13 protein-coding genes are annotated in these 17,435 nt (G+C 62.9%); 8 read left to right on the top strand and 5 right to left on the bottom strand.

Annotated elements, in window-relative coordinates:
• Nucleotides 1-98: 98 nt before the first annotated feature.
• The 3 genes from AC0L2K_RS15525 (at nucleotide 99) to AC0L2K_RS15515 (ending at nucleotide 2,490) form a co-directional block, all read left to right on the top strand.
• The gene (locus AC0L2K_RS15525) at nucleotides 99-563 is read left to right on the top strand and encodes an RDD family protein (protein WP_023798430.1); all 465 of its coding nucleotides are present in this window, start codon (nucleotides 99-101) and stop codon (nucleotides 561-563) included.
• Between the two features lie 137 nt (nucleotides 564-700).
• Nucleotides 701-1,465 carry an arginyltransferase gene (locus AC0L2K_RS15520; protein ID WP_027154654.1) on the top strand — a complete coding sequence of 255 codons (765 nt, stop codon included), beginning with the start codon at nucleotides 701-703 and terminating at the stop codon, nucleotides 1,463-1,465.
• 128 nt (nucleotides 1,466-1,593) lie between these two features.
• Complete coding sequence (locus AC0L2K_RS15515) at nucleotides 1,594-2,490, top strand: DMT family transporter (protein ID WP_473531726.1); 897 nt, start codon at nucleotides 1,594-1,596, stop codon at nucleotides 2,488-2,490.
• On the opposite strand, the gene AC0L2K_RS15510 is transcribed toward AC0L2K_RS15515, so the two are convergent.
• Both AC0L2K_RS15510 and parC read right to left on the bottom strand, forming a co-directional pair.
• Complete coding sequence (locus tag AC0L2K_RS15510; protein WP_023798433.1) at nucleotides 2,478-3,686, bottom strand: AI-2E family transporter; 1,209 nt, start codon at nucleotides 3,684-3,686, stop codon at nucleotides 2,478-2,480. The genes AC0L2K_RS15515 and AC0L2K_RS15510 overlap by 13 nt on opposite strands.
• A 258-nt stretch (nucleotides 3,687-3,944) precedes the next feature.
• Nucleotides 3,945-6,197, bottom strand: coding sequence for a DNA topoisomerase IV subunit A (gene parC, locus AC0L2K_RS15505; RefSeq protein ID WP_473531725.1), 2,253 nt, complete (start codon nucleotides 6,195-6,197; stop codon nucleotides 3,945-3,947).
• A gap of 251 nt (nucleotides 6,198-6,448) precedes the next feature.
• On the opposite strand from parC, the gene AC0L2K_RS15500 reads away from it, so the two are divergent.
• Nucleotides 6,449-7,639, top strand: a complete 1,191-nt coding sequence (locus AC0L2K_RS15500) for a hypothetical protein (RefSeq protein WP_128170676.1) — start codon at nucleotides 6,449-6,451, stop codon at nucleotides 7,637-7,639.
• Nucleotides 7,640-7,882: 243 nt separating this feature from the next.
• On the opposite strand, the gene aspS is transcribed toward AC0L2K_RS15500, so the two are convergent.
• Nucleotides 7,883-9,673, bottom strand: a complete 1,791-nt coding sequence (gene aspS, locus AC0L2K_RS15495) for an aspartate--tRNA ligase (protein WP_473531821.1) — start codon at nucleotides 9,671-9,673, stop codon at nucleotides 7,883-7,885.
• A 258-nt stretch (nucleotides 9,674-9,931) separates the two neighbouring features.
• Between aspS and AC0L2K_RS15490 the strand changes: the two genes are divergently transcribed.
• The 3 genes from AC0L2K_RS15490 (at nucleotide 9,932) to rnd (ending at nucleotide 13,090) form a co-directional block, all read left to right on the top strand.
• Nucleotides 9,932-10,435: a DUF3280 domain-containing protein gene (locus AC0L2K_RS15490; protein ID WP_473523625.1), complete on the top strand. Its 504-nt coding sequence runs from the start codon at nucleotides 9,932-9,934 to the stop codon at nucleotides 10,433-10,435.
• 161 nt (nucleotides 10,436-10,596) lie between these two features.
• Complete coding sequence (locus tag AC0L2K_RS15485; protein WP_023798438.1) at nucleotides 10,597-11,841, top strand: MFS transporter; 1,245 nt, start codon at nucleotides 10,597-10,599, stop codon at nucleotides 11,839-11,841.
• Between the two features lie 97 nt (nucleotides 11,842-11,938).
• Nucleotides 11,939-13,090, top strand: coding sequence for a ribonuclease D (gene rnd / locus AC0L2K_RS15480; protein ID WP_023798439.1), 1,152 nt, complete (start codon nucleotides 11,939-11,941; stop codon nucleotides 13,088-13,090).
• Nucleotides 13,091-13,465: 375 nt separating this feature from the next.
• On the opposite strand, the gene AC0L2K_RS15475 is transcribed toward rnd, so the two are convergent.
• Nucleotides 13,466-14,005 carry a hypothetical protein gene (locus AC0L2K_RS15475; RefSeq protein WP_031254642.1) on the bottom strand — a complete coding sequence of 180 codons (540 nt, stop codon included), beginning with the start codon at nucleotides 14,003-14,005 and terminating at the stop codon, nucleotides 13,466-13,468.
• A 25-nt stretch (nucleotides 14,006-14,030) separates the two neighbouring features.
• A complete protein-coding gene (guaB, locus tag AC0L2K_RS15470; RefSeq protein WP_128170730.1) occupies nucleotides 14,031-15,533 on the bottom strand; it encodes an IMP dehydrogenase in 1,503 nt (500 codons plus the stop codon).
• 378 nt (nucleotides 15,534-15,911) lie between these two features.
• Here guaB and AC0L2K_RS15465 point away from each other — a divergent pair, with 378 nt between their 5' ends.
• Nucleotides 15,912-17,333, top strand: a complete 1,422-nt coding sequence (locus AC0L2K_RS15465) for an MFS transporter (RefSeq protein WP_128176023.1) — start codon at nucleotides 15,912-15,914, stop codon at nucleotides 17,331-17,333.
• Nucleotides 17,334-17,435 lie beyond the last annotated feature (102 nt).

The following is a 17,435-nucleotide window of genomic DNA, read 5'->3' as shown; positions in this document are numbered from 1 at the left end:
GCCGAAAAAAGGCTCGATCTTGATTCCGCCGCAGGACTTCACCATTTCAACACCAGGCGGCCCGCACCCTATGCCGGGCCTGATTGCGAGGAAATGACATGAACGCGCGCGTTCTCGACGGCGAAATCAGCAGGCTCGATGATGTCAGGGCCTATGATGGCGTGCGCACGCGGCGTGTCCTCGCCTTCATCATCGATTATTGCATCGTCGCGCTGCTCACCATTCCGTTCGCGATCCTGGTGTTCTTCCTCGGGATTTTGACACTTGGCCTTGGCTGGATGCTGTTTTCCATCCTCGTGCCGGCCGTCGCCATCCTTTACATCTGGAACACGCTCGGCAGCGCCGACCAGGCCACGACGGGCATGAAGATGATGGGGATCCGGCTCGACCGTCTGGACGGCACCCGCATCGACGGGCTGACGGCGGTGGTGCATTCGGTTCTGTTCTGGGCCGGCAACGTCATCCTGACGCCGCTGGTCCTTCTGGTGTCGCTGTTTGCCGACCGCAAGCGCACGCTGCACGACCTGCTGCTCGGCACGGTGGTCAGCCGCAGTGACCGCTGAAACAGCTTTTCACCAGCCCCAGCGAGCATTTATGTGCAAAGTGAAGGCGTCCGGTAGCCACGCTTTCACAATCCTGTTGAATTTTTCGCCGTGCGCGCCAAAGGTATGATGATTCGCAGGAGTGTTTCCAAGGGTCGATGACGCAGCATCCAACCCAGTCGCCGCAGTTCTTCCTGACCGCGCCGTCGCCATGCCCGTATCTTGAGGGCCAGTTCGAGCGCAAGGTGTTCACGCATCTGGTCGGCGACAAGGCATCGGAGATGAACGACCTGTTGACGCAAGGCGGCTTCCGGCGATCGCAGAACATCGCTTACCGGCCGGCCTGCGAGACTTGCCGCGCCTGCGTTTCGGTGCGCATCCTGGCGCAGGAATTCACTGCCAGCCGCAATATGAAGCGGGTGATACAGCACAATTCAGACCTCATCGGCGCGATGCACGACGCGCAACCGTCGACCGAGCAGTATTCGCTGTTCCGCAGCTATCTCGATGCCCGCCATCGCCGCGGCGGCATGTCCGACATGACGGTGCTCGACTACGCTATGATGGTCGAGGACACGCATGTCGACACCAAGGTCATCGAATACCGGCGCCGCGGCCCCGACAGCTTTATTACCGGCAAGGGCCAGGGCGAGCTGATCGCAGTCGCCCTCACCGACAAGATGGCCGATGGCCTGTCGATGGTCTATTCCTACTTCAACCCGGACTTCGAGGACCGCTCGCTCGGCACCTTCATGATCCTCGACCACATCGCTCGCGCCAGGGCGATGGGCTTGCCCCATGTCTATCTTGGCTACTGGGTCAACGGCTCGCGCAAGATGAACTATAAGATGCGCTTCATGCCGCAGGAGCATCTCGGCCCGAAAGGCTGGGAACGCTACGACCACGAAGCGGTTTCGCGCTGATCCGCTCTTTCGCCAACCATCCTTAAACTGCTTCAAGGGAGGATGCTTCTGGTTTTCGGCTGCGTGGCTGAAACGCCAGACGCTGGGCCAATTTTGCGCCTGCCTCCAAATTCATTGCGGGAACTGCCATGTCGTCCCACAACGATCATCAAAAAGGCCTTCTCATCACCGCCATCGGCGGGCTGACGCTGACCATCGACATTCCATTGATCCGGCTCGCCGACGGCGGCGCATGGACGATCCTCCTGCTGCGCACCGGCACCACCCTGGTCGCGGCGCTGATCATCTGGGCCGTGTGGCGCTCGCTGAGCCGTAACGCGCCGCAGCTCATCCCCGGCTGGTCAGGGCTCGTCGTCGCCCTGTGCTACGGCCTGACCTCGGCTACCTTCGTCATCAGTATCTATCACACCACGACCGCCAACCTGGTCTTCATCCTGGCCTTCAACGCCGTGTTCGCGGCGCTGCTGTCCTGGCTGTTCCTGAAGGAGCAGCCAAGACTGGTCACCGTGATGGCGATGCTGGTCATGATCGTCGGCGTCGCGATCATCGTCGGCGATTCGATCGGCACCGGCCACCTGTTCGGTGATCTCATGGCGTTGTGCTCGGCTTTCTTCATTGCGCTGGCCATCACCATCTCGCGCGCCAGCGGCAAGGACATGGGGTTCACTTCGCTGATCGGCGTGATCCTGCCCCTGGCCGTCGCGGTGTTCATGGTTTCGGGCGAAGGGTTCCAGGTGAACGCGCCGTGGTGGATCATCTTCAACGGCGCCGTCATCATGCCGATCTCATTCTTCTGCCTCGCCAACGGACCGAAATATATTTCGGGACCGGAAGTGGCGATGTTCTATCTGCTCGAAACCGTGCTGGCGCCGGTCTGGATGTGGATGATCTTTGCCGAGATGCCGTCGCGCAACAGCCTGATCGGCGGTGCGATCTTGATCGTCACGCTGGTCGCCCATTCGCTATGGCAGCTGCGTGAGGGGCGAAAACGCCGCGCCAGCCTTGCAGTCCGTCACCCGGCCTGAGACTTCTTCTCGGCAACGATTTCGATTTGCGGCGGCGCCCCTTCGAGTTCCGCCGGCGCTGCGGGGGCAAGCTCGTCGGCCAATTCCACCTCGCGCAGCCATTCGCGCCAGATCGCGACCAGCAACGCCATCAGCACCGGACCGATGAACAGGCCAAGAAAGCCCATCGTCTTGACGCCGCCGACCAGGCCGAAAAAGGTCGGCAGGAACGGCAGCTTTATCGGGCCGCCGACCAGCTTCGGCCGCAATGTCTTGTCGACGATGAACAGTTCGACGCTTCCCCAGATGAACAGCGCCAAACCGGCCATCGGCGAGCCGCTGGCGGCGAGATAGATCGAAACAAGCGTGAAGGACAGCGGTGCGCCGCCGGGGATCAGCGCCATGATGCCGGTCAGGGCGCCGAGCGTCACCGGCGACGGCACGCCGGCCAGCCAGTAGGCCACGCCCAGCACCACCCCCTCGCCGATGGCGATAATGGTCATGCCGGTCACCGTCGAGGAAATCGTCGCCGGCACGACGCGTGAAATCCGCTCCCACCTGGTCGGCAGGATGCGTTCGCCGAGACGGTCGACCTGCCCGGCGAAATGCTCGCCGTCGCGATAGGCAAAGAACAGCGCGATCATCATGAACAGCAGCGCCAGCAGAAGGCCGAAGGCGCTGCCGCCGGCGGCCAGCACGCCGCGGTAGATGCTGCCGATGTTGGCGCCGCTGATCAGCTGGATCAGCTCGCCGATGCCGCCGGGATGGCCGAGATTGCGCGTCCATTGCTCGTTCAGCCAGTCGCCGACCACCGGCAGCGTGGCGATCCAGTGCGGCGTCACCGCACCATGGCGGTTGGTCTCGATCGCCCAGCCAACCCATTCGCGGACTTCGTTGCTGGCGTAGGCGCCGGCGAGCGCGATCGGCACCACCAGGAAGGCGAGGATGAACAGGATCGCCAATGTCGCGGCGACCGTGCGGTTGCCGCCGACGGCAGCAAGCAACCGCCGATAGAGCGGCCAGCTGGCAAAGGCGATGACCAGAGCAGCCAGCACCGGGACCAGGAAACCATGAAAGAAATAGACCCCGGCGGCAACGATCAGCACCAGCAGCCACCGCGCCGCCGACAGCGGCGGAATGACTGCGGATCTGACCGGCGTCGACAGGCCGAACAGGCGTTGCTGCCCTTCCGGTTTCCGAACCCTGGCTTCTTTCAAATGCCCATTCTCCCAAACGCGTGTGTCCGCGCCTTATGTAGCGATGCTTATGCACCGACATAGTGCAGCAATCGTGACGACATTCCAAATGTTTGGATGGAGCTGCTAATCTCCTCCCTTGAGGGGGAGATGGCCGGCAGGCCAGAGGGGGTCGGAACGTTCAGACGCGACCCTAACAGAGGAGGCTGGAGCTTCACGCGCGACGACCCACTCTGTCGCCTTCGGCGACATCTCCCCCTCTAGGGGGGAGATTAGCAACTACCCGAATTTCCCCGTCCTCGGGAATCCCTTCGGCACCATGCGTCCAGCCGAGGCTCGGGCGCCGATCCATTCGACCAGCTCTTCACGTGATTTGGTGAAGGTGCGGTCGGCAGAATCCTGCCAGGAGAGACCGCTTTCGAGCGTGAAGGTCTTGAGGTCGAGGACGCCGCCATCCTTGTATTTCTGCAGGCGAACGCCCTTGCCGCGCCCCATCTCGGGGATTTCGGCGAGCGGGAAGATCAGCATCTTGCGGTTCTCGCCGACGATGGCGAGATGGTCACCGGCGACCGGCATACAGCGTTGGGCCTCGTCGGGCGCCTTGACATTCATCACCTGCTTGCCCTTGCGGGTGTTGGCGACGACTTCCTCTTCCGGCACGATGAAGCCGTTACCGTCGTGCGACACCAGCAGCAGCTTGCGCTTGGGATCATGGACAAAGGCGGTGACGATGTCCTGGTCGTTGTCCATGTCGACGATGATGCGGATCGGTTCGCCATGGCCGCGCCCGCCCGGCAGCCGGTCGGCGCCGATCGTGTAGAACTTGCCGCCGGTGGTGAAGACCAGCACTTTGTCGGTGGTCTGGGCGTGGAAGGCGAGCTTGAGGCTGTCGCCCTCCTTGAAGGTCAGCAACGAATGGTCGGTCAGATGACCTTTCATCGCCCTGAGCCAGCCCTTTTCCGAAACGACCACGGTGACCGGCTCGCGCTCGATCATGGCATGGGCAATGTCGGTCAGGTCATGTTCGGGGGCGTCGGCGAACTGGGTGCGGCGCTTGCCGAGCGCGGTTTCCGGTCCGAATTTCTCGCGGATGCTGGAGACCTCCCACTTGATCATCGACCACTGCCGGGCATCGGACGCGAGCAGCGCCTCGATCTGCTTCTTCTCGGTGGTGAGACCGTCGAATTCCTTGCGGATCTCGAATTCCTCGAGCTTGCGCAGGGCACGCAGCCGCATGTTGAGGATGGCTTCGGTCTGATTGTCGGTGAGCGACCAGCGCGCCATCATCACTTGCTTGGGCTCGTCCTCCTCGCGGATGATCCTGATCACCTCGTCGATGTTGAGATAGGCGATCAGATAGCCGGCGAGGATCTCCAGCCGCCTTTCGATCTCGCCGAGGCGATGCCTGGAGCGGCGGATCAGCACCTCGCGGCGGTGCTCCAGCCATTCCTTGAGCACGCCTTTCAGCGACAGCACGTTGGGTATCTTGCCGCGCGACAGGACGTTCATGTTGAGCGGAAAGCGGCTTTCGAGCTCGGTCAGCTTGAACAGCGATTCCATCAGGATGCCGGGATCGACCGAACGGCTCTTCGGCACCAGCACTACGCGGACGTCTTCGGCGCTCTCGTCGCGGATGTCCTCGAGCAGCGGCAATTTGCGCGCCATCAGCAGCTCGGCGATCTTTTCGATCAGCCGCGCCTTCTGGACTCCATAGGGGATTTCGGTGACGACGATGCTCCAGGTGCCCCTGCCCTGGTCCTCCTGGCTCCATTTCGCCCTGACGCGGAAACCACCGCGACCGGTCTCGTAGGCTTCGAGGATCGAGGCGCGGCTGTCGATGATGATGCCGCCGGTCGGGAAATCCGGGCCTTGGACGAAATCCATCAACGTCGTCACCGGCGCATCGGGTTGCTCGATCAGATGCAGGGCGGCGTCGCAAAGCTCGGCGGCATTGTGCGGCGGGATCGAGGTCGCCATGCCGACGGCAATGCCGGACGAGCCGTTGGCGAGCAGGTTGGGGAAGGCGCCGGGCAGCACGACCGGCTCCTCGTCCTCCTCATTGTAGGTCGGCCGGTAGTCGACCGCATTCTCGGTGATGCCGGACAGCAGCTCGGTCGCCACGTCGGTCATGCGCGCTTCGGTGTAGCGCATGGCGGCAGCGTTATCGCCATCGATATTGCCGAAATTGCCCTGGCCGTCGACCAGGGGATAGCGCATCGAAAAATCCTGCGCCAGCCGCACCAGCGCGTCGTAGATCGACTGGTCGCCATGCGGATGGAACTTGCCCATCACCTCGCCGACGATGCGGGCGCATTTGGCGAAGCCCTGGTCGGGGTTGAGCCTGAGCAACCGCATGGCATGCATGATGCGGCGATGGACCGGCTTCAGCCCGTCGCGCACATCCGGCAGCGCCCGGTGCATGATGGTCGACAGCGCATAGGCGAGATAGCGCTCTTCCAGCGCTTTCTTCAGATCGACCGGCTCGATGTTGTCGCCACCGCCATCGCCAGGCGGCAAAAGCCTTTTTCCCATAGGTTGGGACTAGCCGAGCGGGTGATTCGCGGCAAGAGGCGCCTGAATGGGGCAGCCTCTTGCGCAATACGAACCGGATGCCAGCAACATCACTCGGTTACATCCCGCTTCTATGACAATGGATCGGATTTGCCTTTCGCCGTGGTTTTCCACCATTGTGCGGCGGAACGCCTTTTTCCCGTCCAGTTCGTCACGGAAGGGTGACGGCGCAACAAATTGAAAAATCTTCAGCACACTCTCAGGGAACCGCGATGACGATCAGACGCTCGACACTCAACAAACTCGCTTTTTCGACCTTGCTGCTGACGCTGCCGCTGAATGCGGCCCTCGCGCAAGATGCGGCGGTCGCCGACCGGCTGAAGGCGGCTCTCGCCGCGCAGGGCGTCGACATCTCCTGGACCGGGGTGACGGGCGATGCCTCCAGCATGGTGCTGCAGGGCGTGGCCCTCAAACCGGCGGCCGAAAAGGAAGCGCTCAAGATCGGCGACATCAAGCTCGAAGGCGTGACCGAAGCCAATGGCGGTTATGAAATCGAAACCGTCTCGACTTCGGCATTCCAGCACAGCGAAAACGGCGTCACGCTCGACCTCAGCCCCTTCATCATCCACGACATGACGGTTCCGGCCGACGGCGCCACAGGCCCGCTCGGTTCAATGATGATGTATGAATCGGCCGAGCTCGACAACATGACGGTCAAGGTCGCCGACAAGACCGCCTTCTCGATGGACGGGCTCGCCATCGAAATCACCCCGCCAGCCGACGGCAAGGCGATGGCGTTTTCCGGCACCACGGAAAAGTTCAATGCCGACCTGACGCTGGTCGAGGACCCGAAGTCCAAGGACGTGATCAACGCGCTCGGCTACCAGAACATCACCGGAAACCTTGCCATGGAGGGCACCTGGCAGCCTGCGGACGGCAAGATGGAGCTGTCGAAATACGACATCTCCGTCGACAATGCCGGAACGCTCGGCATGACCTTCGGTTTCGGCGGCTACACGCTCGACGTCATCAAGTCGCTGCAGGAGATGCAGAAGAAGATGGCGGCGCAGCCCGAAGGCGCCGACAATTCGGCGCAAGGCATGGCCATGCTTGGCGTTTTGCAGCAGCTTTCGTTCAACAGCGCTTCGATCCGCTTTGACGACGATTCTCTGACCAACAAGGTGCTGGACTATGTCGGCAAGCAGCAAGGCATGTCCGGCAAGGACGTCGCCAACCAGGCCAAGGCGGTCGTGCCTTTCGGCATGGCGCAGCTCAACAATCCGGAATTGACGGCGCAGGTGTCGGCTGCGGTCGGCAAATATCTCGACGATCCGCAGAGCATTGAGATCCTGGCCGAGCCGCCGGCAGCGGTGCCGTTCGCGCTGATCATGGCAGGCGCCATGTCCAACCCGGCGGACCTGACGAAGACGCTTGGCGTGACGGTCAAGGCGAACGAAGACTGATTGGGGCGGGGGCCTCGGAGCGTCAGCGCCGCCCCTCACTGCCCTGCCGGGCATTTCTCCCCGGATAGTGACGGGGAAAAAGCACCGTCACAAAATGATTTCGCCAACTGGCAGCGTGGCAAGACGGGTGCCAACGTCGCGGCCATCTGTCCTTCTCCCCGTCACTATACGGGGAGAAGGTGCCGGCAGGGGGATGATGGGCCGCGCAAAACGACAGCGTTTAGCGTCGGTTGCGGGAGGCTTTTAACCTTCTTTCTTGGTCACGGCGACGCGCAGCGACAATTCGCGAAGCTGCTGCGGGCTGGCTTCCGCCGGCGCGCTCATCAGCAGATCATAAGCCTGCTGGTTCATCGGGAACATTGTTACTTCACGCAGGTTCCTGGCGCCGACCAGCAGCATGACGACGCGGTCGATGCCGGCCGCCATGCCGCCATGCGGCGGTGCGCCGTACTGGAAGGCGCGGTAGAGGCCGCCGAAGCGCTCCTCGACCGTCTCGCGATTGAGCCCGACAGTCTCGAATGCCTTGACCATGGTTTCCGGCAGATGGTTGCGGATGCCTCCGCTGGCGATCTCGAAACCATTGCAGACCATGTCATACTGGAACGCTTTGATGCCGAGCAGATCCTCACCGTTGAGCGCATCGATGCCGCCCTGCGGCATCGAGAACGGGTTGTGGGCGAAATCGATTTTTTTCTCGTCCTCGTTCCATTCGAAGAAGGGAAAGTCGACGATCCAGCATAGTTCGAAACGGTCGCGATCGACCAGGTTCAGCTCCTCGCCGGCGCGGGTGCGCGCCGCGCCCGCGAACGAGACGAACTTTTTCGGGTCGCCGGCGACGAAGAAGGCGGCGTCACCATCGGCAAGCCCGAGTTGGAGGCGGATTGCCTCGGTGCGCTCCTCGCCGATGTTCTTGGCGAGCGGACCGGCGCCTTCGAGCTTCTCGCCCTCCTTGCGCCAGAAGATGTAGCCGAGGCCCGGCTGGCCCTCGCCTTGCGCCCAGGAATTCATCCGGTCGCAGAAAGCGCGTGAACCGCCGGTCCTGGCCGGAATGGCCCAGACCTCGGCCTTCGGGTCGTTGGCAAGGATGTTGGCGAACACCTTGAAGCCGGACTCGCGGAAATGTTCGGAGACCGCCTGCATCTCGATCGGGTTGCGCAGGTCCGGCTTGTCGGTGCCGTATTTGCGCATGGCGACGTCATAGGCGATGCGCGGAAACTCCTGCGTCACCGGCTTGCCGGCGGCAAAGGTTTCGAACACGCCCCGCATCACCGGCTCCATGGTCGCCAGAATGTCGTCCTGCTCGACGAAGCTCATTTCCAGGTCGAGTTGGTAGAATTCGCCCGGCAGCCGGTCGGCGCGCGGGTCCTCGTCGCGGAAGCAAGGCGCTATCTGGAAGTAACGGTCGAAGCCCGACACCATGATCAATTGCTTGTATATCTGCGGCGCCTGCGGCAGCGCGTAAAAGGTGCCGGGATGGATACGTGACGGCACCAGGAAATCACGCGCGCCTTCGGGCGACGAAGCGGTCAGGATCGGCGTCGAGAATTCGGTGAAGCCGACCTCGCCCATGCGCTTGCGCATCTCGGCAATGATCTTCGTGCGCGCCACGATGTTCTTGTGCAGCGTGTCGCGGCGCAAATCGAGGAAGCGGTATTTGAGACGGATGTCCTCGGGATAGTCCGGCTCGCCGAACACCGGCAGCGGCAGTTCCTTGGCCGCCGACAGCACTTCGATCTCGCGCGCGAAAACCTCGATTTCGCCGGTCGGCAAATTGGCGTTCGCGGTCTCGGCCAGACGAGCCTTGACCTCGCCGTCGACGCGGACGACCCATTCGCCGCGCACGGTCTCGGCAATCTTGAAAGCCGGCGAATCCGGGTCGGCGACGATCTGCGTCAGGCCATAGTGGTCGCGCAAATCAATGAACAGCAGGCCGCCATGATCGCGTACGCGATGCACCCAGCCCGAAAGGCGAACGGAAGAGCCGACGTCGCTTTTCCTCAACTGGGCACAGGTATGGCTGCGGTAACGATGCATTGTCATGGATAAGTCCGGATGTCTGATTGCGGCCAAGGCATGATGGCCCGGCCCGAAAATTTGCGCGAAAAGCACATGAGAGGCCGCCTTTGTCAAGGCAGGCGTCGCCCGGGCAGCATCTTGATTCGAACTTCGGCATTCGTCCGTGGCTGTGTGAAAACTCCGCACCACAGTCAAAGTGTAGAATTTCCTCCGCCTGATCGTGATCAGCGTGGCCGAGCCGTGTACAATGGCCGTCACATTGGCGGGAGGACTACCATGCGCATTCGCACATTGACTGTCCTGGTGATGCTGCTTGTCGGCACCTGCGCATTTGCACACGCACAGACAAAGCCGATGTCCATCGAGGTGTTTCCTTTCGAATTGGAAGACAAGAGCGCTGGCGCAGGCATAATTCCGCCGGATGAACATGATAGGCGCTATCTGTCCGAGTCGGCACAAATGGCGAAGGACATGCTCTCCCAGTCAGGGCGCTTTACAGTGCTTGATGTGCCAGTCGGGGATGAGCAGGCGGTGGCGCCGCACGGATTGCGCAATTGCGGCGGCTGTGAAAGCAAGATCGCCAAAGAGCACGGCGCGTCTCTTGCCTTGCTGGGCGTCGTAACGCGCGTCAGCCGAACAGAGCATACGATGTTCATTCGCATCCTCGACGCTGATACCGGGCAACCTGTTTCGCAGGGGTTTACCGACCTGCGCATGGGTGCGAATTACGCGTGGCCCCGCTCCGTCAAATGGCTGATGAAAAACAGAATTCTTCGGTAGGGCGGCAAGCCACCCGAGTGCGCCATCGGCAGCGCGAAGGATTCCCAGCTAAAATCAAACTGATACGTTGATAGCCGGCGCTGGCCTGCTAACCGCCGGCAATTGCCGCTGGCATTGGCGTGGGCGATGGTTCAAGAAGGATCAACGACAGGCCCTCCTTCATGTCCTCCATGCGCCCGCTGATCCCGCTCCTTATTGCCGCCGGCATCCTGCTCGGCGGCAACGGCCTGCAGAGCACCTTGATCGCATTGCGCGGGGCGCAGGAGGGGTTTTCGGCCTCGACCATCGGCCTGATGGGGACGTTCTATTTCGCCGGCTTCCTGCTCGGCTGCCTCGCCGTCACCCACATCATGAAGGCCGTCGGCCATGTCCGCGCGTTTTCCGCGCTGGCGGCGATCGCTTCGGCCGGGACATTGCTTTTGGTGCTGGTCGTCGACCCGGTCATGTGGTGCGCGTTGCGTCTCGCCGGCGGCTTCTGCTTCGCCGGCCTGTTCACCATCATGGAAGCCTGGCTCAATTCCGGGGCCGCCAACAAGGACCGCGCGCGGGTGCTGGCCATCTACCGGATGGTCGACATCGGTTCGGTCACCGGCGCACAGTTCCTGATCCCGATCGTTGGCGCCGGCGGTTTCGCCATCTTCGCCGTCATGTCGATCATGATCACGCTCTCGCTGGTGCCGGTGTCGCTCGGCGATCGCTCCAACCCGACCCCGCCCGAAGACGTCAAGCTCGACCTCGCCCGCGTCTGGCGGATCTCGCCGCTCGGCTGCTTCGGCTGCATTGCCGTCGGCGTCACCAACAGCGCTTTTCGCACTTTGTCGCCGGTCTATGCCGAACAGATCGGCATGTCGGTCACCGACGTCGTCACCTTCGTCAGCGTCGGCATATTCGGCGGCGCCATCATCCAGTATCCGCTCGGCTATCTGTCCGACCGCTGGGACCGGCGTTCGGTGCTGCTGATAACGACGTGCTGCGCGCTGCTGGCGTCGCTGGCGCTGGTGTTCTGGGCGCGCAGCGATCCGTCCCTCAACTTCGTGATCGTCTTCATCTTCGGCTGCTTCGCCATGCCGCTCTATTCGCTGTCGGCGGCGCACTCCAACGACCGCGCCGACAAGGGCGAGTTCGTGCTGATCAACGCGGCGCTGATGCTGTTCTATTCCTTCGGCGCCATTGGCGGGCCGTTCGCCGCCTCGACGGCGATGCAGTATTTCGGGCCAAGCGCGCTGTTCGTGTTCACCGCCACCGTCTACGCCATCTTCGTCGTGGTCATCCTGTACCGGATGCAGGTGCGATCGGGCGTGCCGGCCGGCCATCGCAGCCGTTTCATCGGCCTTTTGCGCACATCGACGGTGTTCGCCCGGCTGGCCAAGCGCAACGATGATTCCGACGGGCCTGCCAGGCAATGATGACGGCCCGCCAGGTCTTGAAACCCGGACAGCGGCTTGACGAAAGCCCGCGCGGCTGAAATTGAAGGAGACCTTACACTTTGCCAAAAGCGATTTGATGCACGTCATCACCACCCAAAAAGAACTCGAGACCGCTCTCGCCGCGTTCGAAAAGTCGGATTTCGTCACCGTCGACACCGAATTCATTCGGGAGACGACCTTTTGGCCGATTCTCTGCCTGATCCAGATGGCAGCACCCGGGGTGACGGCGCTGATCGACCCGCTGTCACCCGATATCGACCTGAAGCCGTTCTTCAGGCTGATGGCCAACGAGGCGGTCGTCAAAGTCTTCCATGCGGCGCGCCAGGACATCGAAATCATCGTTCATCTCGGCGATCTGGTGCCGCATCCTGTGTTCGACACCCAGGTGGCGGCGATGGTTTGCGGCTTCGGCGACAGCGTCTCCTATGACCAACTCGTCCAGAAGGTCACCGGCGCCCGGCTCGACAAGTCCTCACGTTTCACCGACTGGCGCCATCGGCCGCTTTCCGAAAAACAGCTCGACTACGCGCTTGCCGACGTCACCCATCTGATCGAGGTCTACCAGCACCTCAGCGCGGAGCTGGTGCGGGAAAACCGCGCCCACTGGCTGAACGAGGAGATGGACGTGCTGACCGCCCGCGAAACCTACGATCCGCATCCGGAGGACGCCTGGAAACGGCTGAAGATGCGGCTGCGCAAGCCGCAGGAACTGGCGATCGTGCAAGCGGTGGCGGCATGGCGCGAGCGTGAGGCGCGCGAACGCGACGTGCCGCGCGGCCGGGTGCTCAAGGACGACGCCATCTATGAGGTGGCGCAGCAGGCGCCGCGCGATGCGGCAGCACTCGGCAAGCTGCGCACCACGCCGAAAGGCTGGGAACGCTCGGCGACGGCAACGGCGCTGCTTGGCGCGGTCAACAGCGCGCTTGCCTTGCCCAGGGAAGAGATGCCGAAGCTGCCGAAGAGTTTTCAGCCGCCCGAAGGCTCCAATGCCGCCGCGGAACTGCTGAAAGTGCTGTTGCGGATCGTCGCCGAAAAGGAGGGCGTCGCTTCGAAGGTGCTGGCCTCGAGCGACGACATCGACCGCATCGCCGCCGAGGGCGAGGACGCCGACGTGCCGGCCTTGCAAGGCTGGCGACGCGCCGTGTTCGGCGAGGCGGCGCTCAAACTGGTGCGCGGCGAGCTCGCCATCAAGTTCGACAAGCGCAAGATCGCGCTGTTCGATTTGTAGCGTCTGCGACGTCCTTCTCCCCTTGCGGAGAAGGTGGATCGGCGCGTTAGCGCCGAGACGGATGAGGGGTTCTGGAAGAAACGCCGCGTTAAAATATTGAATGATTTTAACGATTTAATGGCCGCGATCCTTCCAACACCCCTGCCATGAAAGTAACTTCAAACTCTGTTTCATTTCAATCGGATAGCGGCTTGGGGCCAAGGGCTCGATTTCAAAGCCGATATATCAGAGAAAGCGCCCGCGCACCTTTCATCTACGATGGCGCCCGGCGCCGGGCGATGTGTCTCATCCGACCGAGTTGAGCCTGTCCTCGGGCTTGCCAAAGGCATGACCCGTGGGCTCGGCCACCTTCTCCCACAAAGGGGAGAAGGGCAGTCAGCGCTGTTTCTGAGCGGCCAGGTGAAATACCGCGATGACGATCACGGGTATCGCCAGAAGCGCGAATTTGATGACGATCAGCGCCGAGGCGAAGGACAGCGAGTCCGGATTGGCCGACAGGAAATCGGAGAGCATGCGGGCCACCGCGATGTTCTGCGCATAATCGGCAAGCGTGTAGGGCAGCACCAGGACGAGCGCGAACAGCGACTGAAGCTGGGCCGACAGAGCCCGGAAGTTCTTCAGCCGCCGCCCGGCGGCAAGGATCAGGCTGACCAATGTGAGCGACAGCAGCGCCGGAAATAGCAGGTCGAAGGTCAGGTAATGCCAGACCAGGATGATCTCGCTGCCGCGACGCCCGAGTGCCGTCAGCCAGGCCATGCCCTCGTCCGGGGTGAACCCGGCAAAGCGCAAATCGAGCGACGGCAGGCCGCCGCTCAGCTGGCGGAAATAGAGGAACTCCATCGCCGTCATGGCGACGAAAACCCCCGCGCAGACAAAACAGAGCGCGGCAGCGTGGCGCGACAGCCGCAGCATCATTGCCGTCAGGCTTCGTGCGAACTGGTTAGGCTCCGCCGGGGTAATTCGGGCTTTCGCGGGTGATCGTGACGTCATGGGCGTGGCTTTCACGAAGTCCGGCGTTGGATATGCGTACAAACGTGGCGCGGTCGCGGAAATCGGCAAGGTCGCGCCCGCCGACATAACCCATAGCGGCTTTCAGGCCGCCGGCAAGCTGGTGCAGCACGCCGGACACAGGTCCTTTGTAAGGCACCTGGCCTTCGATGCCTTCCGGCACCAGTTTCAGCGTGTCGCGAACCTCGGCCTGGAAATAGCGGTCGGCGGAGCCACGCGCCATGGCGCCGACCGAGCCCATGCCGCGATAGGCTTTGAACGAGCGGCCCTGGTGCAGATAGACTTCGCCCGGGCTCTCGTCGGTGCCGGCCAGCAGCGACCCGATCATGGCGGCACTGGCGCCGGCGGCGAGCGCCTTGGCGAGATCGCCGGAATATTTTATGCCGCCATCGGCGATGACCGAGACGCCCGATTTCTGCGCCGTCTCGACCGCCGACATGATCGCGGAAAGCTGCGGCATGCCGACGCCGGCGACGATGCGGGTGGTGCAGATGGAACCCGGCCCGATGCCGACCTTGACGGCATCGGCGCCGGCGTCGATCAGCGCCAGCGTGCCTTCTGAAGTGGCGACGTTGCCGGCCAGGATGCGGACCGAATTGGACAGTTTCTTGGCCCGCGTCACCGCATCGAGCACGCGTTGCGAGTGACCATGCGCGGTATCGATCACCAAAAGGTCGACGCCGGCATCGATGAGCCGCTCGGCGCGCTCAAAACCGTCATCGCCGACGCTGGTGGCGGCCGCCGCGCGCAAGCGCCCCTGCACGTCCTTGGTGGCGTGCGGGTTGAGCTGCGACTTCTCGATGTCCTTGACGGTGATCAATCCGACGCAATTGCCGCCGCTATCGACCACGACCAGCTTCTCGATGCGGTGCTGGTGCAGGAGCCGCTTGGCCTCGTCCTGATCGACATTTTCCTTGACCGTGATCAGGTTCTCACGGGTCATCAGCTCGTAGACTTTCTGGGCCGGGTCGGAGGCGAAGCGCACGTCGCGGTTGGTCAGGATGCCGACCAGCCGTCCGACCGTGTGCCCGCCAGCGCCGCCATTCTCGACCACCGGAATGCCCGAGATGCTGTAGTTGCGCATCAGCCCCAGGGCGTCGGCGAGCGTCGCATCGGGGCCGATGGTGACGGGGTTCACCACCATGCCGGATTCGAACTTTTTGACTTGCCGCACCTGCTCGGCCTGTTCGGCAGGCGAGAAATTGCGGTGGATGACGCCGATGCCGCCGGCCTGGGCCATGGCGATGGCAAGACGCGCCTCGGTGACGGTATCCATGGCGGCGGAGAGGATCGGCACGTTGAGGTCGATGTCGCCGGCAATGCGGGTGCCGATATCGGTTTCGCCGGGCATGACCTCGGAATGACCCGGCTGCAGCAGCACATCGTCAAAGGTCAGCGCCAATGCGCCCGTGGACGTTTCGATAATCTTTGCCATGGCCAGCCCTCGGAATGCATGAAAAGCGCTGGACCGGATGGACAGCGCCGACTCGTCTTCTTCCCTTTCAGGATTGGCGCTGGCTCGTAACACGTCCCGTCGCCGTTGAAAAGCCGATTGCTTGTGCACGACAGGGCCGCGAACTCAGCTTAATGCCTTTCGCGGTGACGGATGGCGACCGGCATTCACCGCTGGTGATTGGCGAAAGCCGAAGCGGCCGCCTCGCCGACGGCGCTGCTCCGGAGTTTTGTTGGGCATGCCCGGTGCCAGGTCGCACAAATGTGACAGCAAGTTAAGGCGACATCCAACGCAACCCGTGGTAACCGCCCTGCCTGTCGGCTTGCCCCGGTCGGCAACAATCGAATCCGGACGCGCTCCATGAACCGCACCATTCCGCTTATCCTGGCGGTCGCCCTTTTCATGGAAAACATGGATTCGACCGTTATCGCAACGTCGCTGCCGGCGATCGCCGTCGACCTCCAGACCAGCCCGGTGGCGCTCAAGCTGGCGCTGACCGCCTATCTGGTGTCGCTGGCGGTGTTCATTCCGATCAGCGGCTGGATGGCCGACCATTTTGGCGCCAAGACCGTGTTTCGCGCGGCGATTGCCGTGTTCATCGTCGGTTCGGTCGCTTGCGCGGTGTCGAACTCGCTGCCGGCCTTCGTGGTCTCACGCTTCCTGCAAGGCATTGGCGGCGCCATGATGACGCCGGTGGGACGCTTGGTGCTGGTGCGCGCCACGCCGAAGAGCGAGCTCGTCGCCGCGATGTCGTGGCTGACCGTTCCGGCATTGGTCGGGCCGCTCGTCGGGCCGCCGGTCGGCGGTTTCATCACCACCTATTTCAGCTGGCACTGGATCTTCCTGATCAATGTGCCGATCGGGCTGATCGGCATCTGGCTGGCCACGCGCTTCCTGCCGGAGACCGAAGCGGCGCCAACGCCGCCGCTCGATTTCATCGGCTTCGTGCTGAGCGGCCTGGCGGCATCGGGCATCGTTTTCGGCCTGTCGGTGGTCAGCCTGCCGGCCTTGCCGCCGATTGCCGGCTTCCTCACCGTGGTTGTCGGGCTGGTTTCTGCCGTGCTTTACCTCCTGCATGCGCGCCGCGCCAAAAATCCGCTGCTGGCGCTCGAACTGTTCCGCAACCAGGTGTTCCGCGCCTCGGTCCTCGGCGGCGGGCTGTTCCGCATCGGCATCGGCGCCGTACCCTTCCTTTTGCCGCTGATGTTCCAGATCGGCTTCGGGCTGACGCCGTTCCAGTCGGGAATGATCACCTTCGTGGCGGCGATCGGGGCCATCGGCATGAAATTCGTCACCGCGCTGATCTTCCGGGTCGCCGGCTTCCGCCGCGTGCTGATCTTCGGCTCGTTGATCGCGGCGGCGTCGATTGCCATCAACGGCCTGCTGACGCCCGAGACGCCATATCTGCTGATCCTCGCCGCCTTGCTCGCCGGCGGCTTCATCCGCTCGATGTTCTTCACCGGCATCAACGCGCTAGCCTATGCCGAGATTTCGACCGCCGACACCAGCAGGGCAACGCCGATCGCCGCAGTGTTCCAGCAACTGTCGATCGCGCTCGGCGTGGCGCTGGCCGGCGGCATTCTGGAAGTGTCGACGACAATCCATGGCGGGGCGCTGACGCTGAGCGACTTCCACATCGCGTTCTTCATTGTCGCGGCGGTGTCGGCCGCCGCATCGCTGTCATTCATGCGGCTGGCGCCCGATGCCGGCAACGCCGTATCGGGACATGGCGGGCTGACGGCGCCGAAGACGCTGGGGGTGTCTGGTCCGCAGGGCGGTTGAGGGCGGGCGGTGCAGAACCTTTTGGTGCCGGCGGGACAGCGCCCCCCTCTGTCCTGCCGGACATCTCCCCCACTTGGGGGGAGATCGGCCGTCATCCCGGCT

It is taken from the genome of Mesorhizobium sp. WSM4817, from assembly GCF_055811135.1.
This window is presented reverse-complemented; position numbering and strand designations above follow the sequence as displayed.

Excerpts from the sequence above, each read along its gene's own strand:
- AC0L2K_RS15525 (WP_023798430.1), top strand. The coding sequence starts at position 99 with ATGAACGCGCGCGTTCTCGACGGCGAAATCAGCAGGCTCGATGATGTC.
- AC0L2K_RS15520 (WP_027154654.1), top strand. The coding sequence starts at position 701 with ATGACGCAGCATCCAACCCAGTCGCCGCAGTTCTTCCTGACCGCGCCG.
- AC0L2K_RS15515 (WP_473531726.1), top strand. The coding sequence starts at position 1,594 with ATGTCGTCCCACAACGATCATCAAAAAGGCCTTCTCATCACCGCCATC.
- parC (WP_473531725.1), bottom strand. The coding sequence starts at position 6,197 with ATGGGAAAAAGGCTTTTGCCGCCTGGCGATGGCGGTGGCGACAACATC.
- AC0L2K_RS15500 (WP_128170676.1), top strand. The coding sequence starts at position 6,449 with ATGACGATCAGACGCTCGACACTCAACAAACTCGCTTTTTCGACCTTG.
- aspS (WP_473531821.1), bottom strand. The coding sequence starts at position 9,673 with ATGCATCGTTACCGCAGCCATACCTGTGCCCAGTTGAGGAAAAGCGAC.
- AC0L2K_RS15490 (WP_473523625.1), top strand. The coding sequence starts at position 9,932 with ATGCGCATTCGCACATTGACTGTCCTGGTGATGCTGCTTGTCGGCACC.
- AC0L2K_RS15485 (WP_023798438.1), top strand. The coding sequence starts at position 10,597 with ATGTCCTCCATGCGCCCGCTGATCCCGCTCCTTATTGCCGCCGGCATC.
- rnd (WP_023798439.1), top strand. The coding sequence starts at position 11,939 with ATGCACGTCATCACCACCCAAAAAGAACTCGAGACCGCTCTCGCCGCG.
- AC0L2K_RS15475 (WP_031254642.1), bottom strand. The coding sequence starts at position 14,005 with ATGATGCTGCGGCTGTCGCGCCACGCTGCCGCGCTCTGTTTTGTCTGC.
- guaB (WP_128170730.1), bottom strand. The coding sequence starts at position 15,533 with ATGGCAAAGATTATCGAAACGTCCACGGGCGCATTGGCGCTGACCTTT.
- AC0L2K_RS15465 (WP_128176023.1), top strand. The coding sequence starts at position 15,912 with ATGAACCGCACCATTCCGCTTATCCTGGCGGTCGCCCTTTTCATGGAA.